Origin of the sequence: Rhodococcus sp. EPR-134 (genome assembly GCF_001647205.1) — a bacterium.
Lineage (GTDB): Bacteria > Actinomycetota > Actinomycetes > Mycobacteriales > Mycobacteriaceae > Rhodococcus_F > Rhodococcus_F qingshengii.
Genome location: NZ_LVCT01000424.1, coordinates 1 through 8,108, shown reverse-complemented (window position 1 = coordinate 8,108; position 8,108 = coordinate 1). Strand labels below are relative to the sequence as shown.

The 8,108-nt window shown below is 62.0% G+C and carries 11 protein-coding genes and 1 pseudogene; 7 read left to right on the top strand and 5 right to left on the bottom strand.

Annotation, left to right across the window (positions count from 1 at the left end; translation table 11 throughout):
* The 6 genes and pseudogenes from A2J01_RS19640 to A2J01_RS19615 form a co-directional block, all read left to right on the top strand.
* A pseudogene (locus A2J01_RS19640) lies at window positions 1–1,225 on the top strand (sensor histidine kinase); the annotation flags it as partial.
* On the top strand, window positions 1,222–1,638 hold the full coding sequence (locus A2J01_RS19635; RefSeq protein ID WP_003940329.1) for a roadblock/LC7 domain-containing protein: 417 nt from the start codon (window positions 1,222–1,224) through the stop codon (window positions 1,636–1,638). The pseudogene A2J01_RS19640 and the gene A2J01_RS19635, both read left to right, overlap by 4 nt.
* A 5-nt stretch (window positions 1,639–1,643) precedes the next feature.
* On the top strand, window positions 1,644–2,018 hold the full coding sequence (locus A2J01_RS19630) for a DUF742 domain-containing protein (protein ID WP_007727785.1): 375 nt from the start codon (window positions 1,644–1,646) through the stop codon (window positions 2,016–2,018).
* A complete protein-coding gene (locus A2J01_RS19625; protein ID WP_003940118.1) occupies window positions 1,999–2,586 on the top strand; it encodes a GTP-binding protein in 588 nt (195 codons plus the stop codon). Before A2J01_RS19630 ends, A2J01_RS19625 begins: the two co-directional genes overlap by 20 nt.
* Window positions 2,587–2,626: 40 nt before the next feature.
* The gene (locus A2J01_RS19620; RefSeq protein WP_003939865.1) at window positions 2,627–3,421 is read left to right on the top strand and encodes an MHYT domain-containing protein; all 795 of its coding nucleotides are present in this window, start codon (window positions 2,627–2,629) and stop codon (window positions 3,419–3,421) included.
* Window positions 3,422–3,484: 63 nt separating this feature from the next.
* A complete protein-coding gene (locus A2J01_RS19615; RefSeq protein ID WP_064113365.1) occupies window positions 3,485–4,021 on the top strand; it encodes an AAA family ATPase in 537 nt (178 codons plus the stop codon).
* Window positions 4,022–4,033: 12 nt separating this feature from the next.
* On the opposite strand, the gene A2J01_RS19610 is transcribed toward A2J01_RS19615, so the two are convergent.
* Both A2J01_RS19610 and A2J01_RS19605 read right to left on the bottom strand, forming a co-directional pair.
* Window positions 4,034–4,492 carry a GNAT family N-acetyltransferase gene (locus A2J01_RS19610; protein ID WP_007727787.1) on the bottom strand — a complete coding sequence of 153 codons (459 nt, stop codon included), beginning with the start codon at window positions 4,490–4,492 and terminating at the stop codon, window positions 4,034–4,036.
* A 56-nt stretch (window positions 4,493–4,548) separates the two neighbouring features.
* Window positions 4,549–5,175: a helix-turn-helix domain-containing protein gene (locus A2J01_RS19605; RefSeq protein ID WP_082900904.1), complete on the bottom strand. Its 627-nt coding sequence runs from the start codon at window positions 5,173–5,175 to the stop codon at window positions 4,549–4,551.
* A 33-nt stretch (window positions 5,176–5,208) separates the two neighbouring features.
* On the opposite strand from A2J01_RS19605, the gene A2J01_RS19600 reads away from it, so the two are divergent.
* Window positions 5,209–6,237, top strand: a complete 1,029-nt coding sequence (locus A2J01_RS19600; RefSeq protein ID WP_064113364.1) for an NAD(P)/FAD-dependent oxidoreductase — start codon at window positions 5,209–5,211, stop codon at window positions 6,235–6,237.
* A 9-nt stretch (window positions 6,238–6,246) separates the two neighbouring features.
* Here the strand turns inward: A2J01_RS19600 and A2J01_RS19595 are convergent, their stop codons facing one another.
* The 3 genes from A2J01_RS19595 to A2J01_RS19585 form a co-directional block, all read right to left on the bottom strand.
* On the bottom strand, window positions 6,247–6,666 hold the full coding sequence (locus A2J01_RS19595) for a DUF5313 family protein (protein WP_042451127.1): 420 nt from the start codon (window positions 6,664–6,666) through the stop codon (window positions 6,247–6,249).
* A 55-nt stretch (window positions 6,667–6,721) separates the two neighbouring features.
* Window positions 6,722–7,195, bottom strand: coding sequence for a MarR family winged helix-turn-helix transcriptional regulator (locus A2J01_RS19590; protein ID WP_003939892.1), 474 nt, complete (start codon window positions 7,193–7,195; stop codon window positions 6,722–6,724).
* A gap of 45 nt (window positions 7,196–7,240) precedes the next feature.
* Window positions 7,241–8,108 (bottom strand): cytochrome c oxidase subunit I (locus A2J01_RS19585; RefSeq protein ID WP_197494255.1); only part of this gene is annotated, 868 nt, incomplete at its 5' end.

Here is an 8,108-nt window from a genome sequence, read left to right as displayed (position 1 = left end):
CGGTATCGGCATGTCGCCTGCCGATATCCTCGATGCCAACGAGCGCCTCGCCGCCGGCGGCGAGATGAGCGCGGATACAGCGCGTCGCATGGGTTTGTTCGTCGTGAGCCGAATCAGTCGTCGCTACAACATCTCTGTGCGCCTGCGCCCGACGGCAACGTCGTCGACGCACAGCGGCATCACCGCAACGGTGCTCCTACCGACGTCGATACTCGATTCTTCTCGGGGACCCGAGATCCGCACGCCGCGAACCGGACCCGTGCCCACGCTCGATCGGACTCCGCCGCCCGCACCGTCTGAACCGTCCTGGTCACAGCCCGTCCCGACCGAATTGGCACCCCCGCAGCCTGCGACCAGAAGTTTCGCAGATCTCCCGCGTCGAACGCCCAGCAACAGCACCGACCGGACTGAGACGTTCGCCCCGATCACACCGCAATCCATTCCCACGACAACAGCGCCTTCGGGGTTGCCACGTCGCACTCCGGGCACAAGTGGAGTACCGGCGGTCAGTACCTCGACTCCGACCACCGCTGCACCCGCCACCTCCGTGTCGTCCTTCGCTCCTCTGCCCGATCCCGAAGGCACAAGCGCATCGACGTCCCTTCCCGTGCGTACTCCTTCGCCGGAATTCACCTCGCCGGCACAGGGTCCCGAGATCCCGGTGGGTCCACACCCGTCGACAACCCCGCCGCCACGGCACCGGCTCTCAGCCCCGACGCCGACAAACACTGCGGCGTTCTTCTCCTCGCGCACCCGTGACGGGCTCTCTGCTCGCGCATCGGCGCGCGCTGACGGCGCGGGAGACGGCAACTCGAACGGCGTACTCGCTGCCCCGACCACGATGCCGATTTTCGCCCGGATGGTGTCCGAGTGGCTCGTGGACCCGACGGCGGAGACGTCAGCTGCTTCCACCGGCAGTGCGTGGACCACCGACGCGGATCAAGGCTGGCTGGCCGCTCGGACCTCGTTCGAGATGCCGGTCACCAAGATCGCCGATTCCGGACTTCCCATTCGAGACCGCGGAGCCCGCCTGGTTCCCGGCGCAGTCGGGAGAGGTGGAACGACACAGCGCCATGCATCCAATCCGGCGGACGTCCAACGTGGTTGGAGCAGTTACCAATCCGGAGTACAACGAGGGCGTCGGCGCGCTGCCGACCATCAGCCCGATGGCGGACAGTCTTTCGAATCGTCCACGATGTTGCACAACGATGAAGGAGAACAGTGAACACTGTCGGAGCCCAAGAGACTCCCCGCGCACTCGACTGGCTGGTATCGGCTTTTGCCCGAGACGTGCCGGGTGTGAGTCACGCGATCATCGTCTCAGCCGACGGGTTGTTGACGGCCTCGAGCACACATCTTCCGCTCGATCGGGCCGATCAATTAGCCGCTGTCACTTCCGGACTCGCCAGCCTGTCCGCGGGGGCGTCACGCCTCTTCGACGGTGGAGCCGTCATGCAGTCCGTCGTCGAGATGGAGAACGGCTACCTGCTTCTCATGGGCGTCGGTAGTGGCGCTTACCTTGCCGCTCTCGCTGTCGCCGGATGCGACATCGGCCAGATCGGTTACGAAATGGCGACTCTCGTCGATCGCGTCGGCACCACCATGGACATTGCCCCGAGAACATCGCAGGGTATTTGAGTTCGATGCCTCACCATCAATCCGAGTACGACGACGCCGAACCGAGCTTGGTCCGGCCGTACGCGCTCACCGAAGGTCGGACCCTGCCGTCCATCGACCTCCCACTCGAAGCGATCATCGCGACGATCGAAGACGCGGTCTCGAACAATCTTGCACCGCAGGATATTCGTGCATCGATCGTCGCACTCTGCGAGCAGCGGATCTCGGTTGCCGAGATCGCTGCCCACCTGGGTGTTCCGATCGGAGTCGTGCGGGTACTGGTCGCCGACCTCGTAGTAGCCGGATCACTGGAAATACATGCCACTCTGCGAAGCGACGCATCTCGAGTCGAGCGACGCGAACTGATCGAAAGGACCCTCAGTGGACTTCGGGCACTCTGACTCATCGTCTCGCGTGAAATCGACAAAAATCGTGATCGCCGGGGGTTTCGGTGTTGGCAAGACAACACTTGTGGGGACCGTCTCCGAAATCGTCCCCCTTCGCACGGAGGCCATGGTCACCGACGCCAGCGACGGTATCGACAATCTCGGATCCACTCCCGACAAGAGCACCACGACGGTCGCGATGGACTTCGGGCGCATCACTCTCGCCGACGACCTGGTCCTCTATCTGTTCGGAACCCCGGGACAGCGCCGCTTCTGGTTCATGTGGGACGACCTGATCACCGGTGCGATCGGTGCGGTCATTCTGGTCGACACGCGTCGCCTGGAAGACAGCTTCGCCGCAGTCGACTTCTTCGAGGCGCGAGGCCTCCCGTTCATCGTGGCGGTCAACCGTTTCGACGGCGCGCCAATCCATTCGGCGAGCGATCTCCGCCAGGCGTTGGCTCTACCCAACCGGGTTCCCATGATCGAGATCGACGCCCGAAACCGCGAATCAGCCAAACGCGCGCTGATCGCCGTCACCGAATACTCCCTCGAACGACTTGCAGCTGAAGCAGTCGTCTAGATGAATCACCAGATGCGAATCGTCGCCGAAAGGAACTGGCATGTCGGATGAAATGCACCATTTCTCGATGGGAATCTGGCTGCTCGGACTCGCCTACGTCGTGTCCGTGGTCGGGTCGGTAGTCGGCCTGGCGTGCACCAGGCATTCAGCGTCGGCGACGACAACCGCCACACGCATGCGATGGCTCGCCATGGCTGCCTTGTCGATCGGTGGCGTCGCCATCTGGCTCATGCATTTCATCGCCATGCTCGGCTTCGCGGTCCCCGGCAGTCCCATTCGATACAACCTCGGATGGACCGTGATCTCCGCGATCATCTCAGTAGGGGCCGTGTTTGTCGGCCTGCTGATCATCGGGACCGAATTTCGCTGGACGCGGCTTCTGATCGGGGGCGTGGTAACCGGTCTCGCCGTGAACATCATGCATTACACGGGTATGCGCGCCTTGCGCTTTCAGGGCGAGATCCACTACGACCTGCTCTTCGTTGCACTGTCGGTTCTGATCGCAGTCGTCGCCGGAACCGCTGCACTGTGGTTCACCATGGTGCTCGAGTCCACGATTCTGCGTTTTGTCGCCGGAATCATCATGGGCATCGCTGTCGTCGGTATGCACTACACCGGAATGGCCGCTGTCGAGGTTGTTCACGACGCGGCAGCCCCGGCGCCACAGGGACTCGAAGTGTTCTCGTTCCTCTTCCCTGTCTTCGTTCTCGGCCTGCTGGCGTTGGCAGTTCCGATTGTCGCAGTGCTGACAGCACCCAACCGCGCGACGGCACGAATGGAATCCGCCGCCGACGATCTGGCGTTCGAAGCACGAGAGTTCGCGATCTCGAACTGAGCGAGTACGGGGCGAGTACGGGGCGAGTTCACGTAAATCGACAACGCCCCGTACATTTCGGGGATGGTGGATGCCGGACACAACCCCCAGCCATCGACTCGCGCAACGCTCGTCGTGATCGGTGGTTTGCCGGCCACCGGCAAGTCGACGATCGCGCGGGCGCTTGCGCAGCGTCACCAAATCCCCTTCGTGCGGATCGATACCATCGAACAGGCGCTGATCCGCAGCGGTATCGCTGACGGGTCCGGGACCGCCGGATACATCACCGGGTACGCGCTCGCCGCCGAACAATTGCGACTCGGACTTTCGGTCGTGGTCGAATGCGTCAACCCCGTCGAGGCGACACGAGACGCCTGGTCCGCTACCGCACAACATAATTCGGCGCGCCTGCTCGGTGTCGAGGTCATCTGTTCGGATCCCGACGAGCATCGCAGACGCGCTAAACGGCGAGTCGTCGACATCCCGGATCTCGTACTACCGACGTGGCAGGAAATTCTGGATCGAGACTACGAGCCGTGGACTACGGAACGGCTGGTGCTCGACACCGCAATCATGGACTCCGACAGTGCAGTACGACGCATCACAGCAAAGATGCTGTAGCGTGCGAGCTGCTCACAAGGTGAGAACGAAGAATGCGCTGTTCGGGTCTTCGCGGTAGTTCCCGAACGGTGGACAAGGCACGAACCCGAATTTCGCGTACAACCGGCGAGCTGGATCGAAGAACTCTTGCGTACCGGTCTCCAATTCGAGTTGCCGGTAACCTCGTTGTCTCGACTCGTCCACGACGTGTTGAAGAAGTCGCGTTCCCACGCCACGCCCCCTTGCTGCCGATGACGTTCGCATCGACTTGATCTCGCCGCCCGCCGACGACCGTTCCTTGAGCGCGACGCAACCGAGTAACTCGTCACCTTCGCTCCACAGCGTCCACATGGTCACAGAGATATCCATCAGCCCCGTGACGTCCAGCGCGTGAACGCTGTCCGAGGGCGAGGTCGCGTGCATGTCGGCGAGATGTTCGGTGAGTAGAGCACGGACCGCATCCCGACTCAGGTCGTCAATTTCGATTCGCACAGACCCTCACTGTCCTCTTCGCTTCCGGCAGCATCGAATGAAAGTATGACTGTCCGTCACTTCGCCGAAGGCCTGGCCCGAACGTGGATGCGTTCTCCTTGGGGGCCGAACAGACTCAGTACCTCGACCGGGCCGCGCCCGTCACTGCCGAACCAATGCGGGTTTCGGGTGTCGAATTCAGCAGCTTCACCCGTACCCATCACGATGTCGTGATCGGCCAACACCAACCGCAACCTCCCCGACAACACGTACAGCCATTCGTAGCCGTCGTGCACTTGGGGATCCGGTTCCGTCTGGCTTGCCGGGATGGTCATCTTGAATGCCTGCAACCCACCCGGTTGCCGAGTGAGCGGCAATACCTTTCGCCCACTGACGCTTCGAGGCGCACTCTGGATGCGTGGATCGGCGACCTGCGGTGCCGCCACCAGTTGGTCCAACGGCACTTGGTGGGCAAGCGCGATCGGAAGCAGCAACTCCAAGCTCGGGCGACGCTCCCCCGCTTCGAGCCTCGACAGGGTGCTCTTCGAAATACCGGTGGACTCGGACAGCGCTGTGAGCGTGACGTTCCTCTGTGTACGAATGCGTTTGAGGCGCGCGCCGATCTGCGAGATGGCGGCATCGATGTGCGGACCGTTGACATTCATGGTGCCGAGTCTGACGACGATTCCCAGAAATGGCAACATTAGTTGCTGAAGAACCCCCTCCGCGAGCAATCTGTGCTCATGCGAACACACACTGAAACTGAGATCCTCGACGCCGTGATCGTCGGCGGTGGCGCCGCCGGACTCAGCGCAGCCCTGGTGTTGGGTCGTGCTCGGCGCTCGGTCGCCGTCATCGATTCCGGCAAACCGCGCAACGCACCGGCAGCACACATGCACGGCTTCCTCTCGCGCGACGGCATGGCGCCACGTGAGTTGCTCGCCGTCGGACGCAGCGAATTGCAGACGTACGGAGTGGAATTGACACAAGATGACGTAGTCGACATCTCCTGGCGCGGTATCGAACCCGGCTTTGTCGTCGAACTGTCAGGAGGCACGACGCGCGAAACTCGTACTGTGCTGGTTGCCACCGGTCTACGGGATTCACTCCCGGAAATACAAGGCATCCAGGAGCTTTGGGGACAAAGCGTGCTCCATTGCCCGTACTGCCATGCGTACGAGATCAGCGACCAACCGATCGGCGTTCTCGGCGGCGACGCTCGCGAGATGTCACTTCACCAGGCGTTTCTACTCCGACAGTGGTCGTCGGATGTGACGTTATTCCCCGACAAGATCTCGCTCACCCCCGACGAACGCGCGCGACTGGCTGCCCGAGGAGTGACGGTTGCCGACGGATCGGTATCTGGATTGATCGGTGAGAGAGGCGAACTGAGGGCCGTCGAACTCGACAACGGCCAGTTGGTCCCTCGCTCAGCATTGTTCGTTGCGCCACGTTTCAATCCGAACGACACACATCTGACGCGACTCGGGTGCAAAACCGGCCCTACGGGATTCGCGGTTGTCGACCCTTCCGGCGCCACCAGCGTTCCGGGCGTCTGGGGCGCCGGCAACGTCGTCGACCCTCGCGCCCAGGTAATCAATGCTGCGGCGGCAGGTTCGACCGCGGCAATCGCGATCAACGGATATCTGGTCGAGCAAGACGTCGAATCGGCTCTTCGTTCGACCGAGCCGGAAGGGGGCTTCTCGGCGACCGTGGAGCAACGCGTCTGCGAGTTGAACGGCGGCAGCGCCCTCCACGGCATGTGACCGAGGTGTCTACGTCGCGGGGCCGCCGTGCAACTTCTCGTAGGCGGCCTTCTCGGCGTCGTGGCGCGAGATCTTCTTCGGGTTCTCGAGGTCGGAAGGCAAACCGTGACGCTCGAGGCGGCGCGACCTGTTCTGAGCCATGTAGGAGACCGAATAGAACAGTGCCAGAAGCACTCCGAGCAGCACCATCGATGCCCGCAGGGCCCACGGCCCGGGGAAGAGCATGAAGGCCGCGAACACTGGAATGAACGGCACCATGCTTCGGATCAGGTGACGCGGCACGGCCCAGTCACCGATCAGGTCGTTTCGTACCCAGTCCTGCATCGAATCGGGCAGTTTGCGCCCCACTGAATAACCCAACCACTGAAGAGGATTCGGGCTCGTACGTTGCTTTTTGGAAGTCACGGAAGTCACCTGTTCGGTACGCATCGACGGTACTGACGCAGTCATCACGTTTCTTTCGGATGCAGTCATCACATTTCTCTCATTGGTCCAAGGCTCCGGCGCGGAGCGCGGCCTCGTTGACCCGCGTCAGAACGTTGTGAAGTTCTTCGAGTTCGGCGAGGCTGACGCCGAGCTTCGCGACAACCGCCGGCGGGATCTTCTCCGCCTCCGCGCGCAGTGCCACACCGGCTTCGGTGAGGTCCACGTCCAGTTGCCGTTCGTCGGCGCGGCTACGGGTTCGCGTGATCAGCCCGGACGCCTCGAGTCGCTTGAGGAGCGGCGACAGCGTCGGCGAATCGAGTTGCAGTGCCTGCCCGATTTCCTTGACCGCCATCGGCGACTTTCCCCACAGTGCCAGCATCACCAGGTACTGGGGATGCGTGAGGCCCATCGGCTCGAGCAGTGGCCGGTAGACGGACAGCACCGCCCGGTTCGCGACCGCAAGTGCAAAGCACACCTGCCGGTCGAGAGCCAGCGGATCATCCATCTGCGTCTGCGGAGCCTTCGTCGTCATGAATCCGATGTTATCAGATTAATTAGTGCAGCAACTATTATTGCACTAATCAATCTGGCGACGATCGTCACTCTTCTCCAACGTCGACGTGGGTTGCCCGGTGAGACCCACGTGCGCTTCCGCCCTCATTCGCTCCACCATGTGCGGGTAGTGCAGCTCGAACGCCGGACGTTCACTGCGGATGCGCGGTAACTCGGTGAAGTTGTGACGCGGCGGCGGGCAGGTGGTTGCCCACTCCAGCGAGTTTCCGTAACCCCACGGATCGTCGACGGTGACAACTTCGCCGTAGCGGTAGCTCTTGAAAACGTTCCAGATGAACGGAAGCGTCGAGGCACCGAGCACGAAGGCAAAGATCGTGGACACCGAGTTCAGCACCGTGAACCCGTCCGAGGGCAGGTAGTCGGCATAGCGACGCGGCATCCCCTCGCCGCCGAGCCAGTGCTGAACGAGGAACGTGCCGTGGAAACCGACGAACGTGGTCCAGAAGTGCCACTTGCCGAGACGCTCGTCCATCATGCGACCGGTCATCTTCGGGAACCAGAAGTAGATACCGGCGTACGTGGCGAACACGACCGTACCGAAGACCACGTAATGGAAGTGGGCGACGACAAAATACGTGTCGGTGACATGGAAGTCGATCGGCGGGCTCGCGAGAATGACACCCGACAGACCACCGAAGAGGAAGGTGATCAAGAAGCCGACCGAGAACAGCATCGGCGACTCGAAGGTCAACTGCCCCTTCCACATCGTGCCGATCCAGTTGAAGATCTTCACACCTGTCGGCACGGCGATCAGGAACGTCATGAACGAGAAGTACGGCAGGAGAACAGCACCCGTCGCGTACATGTGGTGAGCCCACACCGCGATCGACAGAGCTGAAATCGCCAGTGTCGCATAGACCAATCCGGTGTAC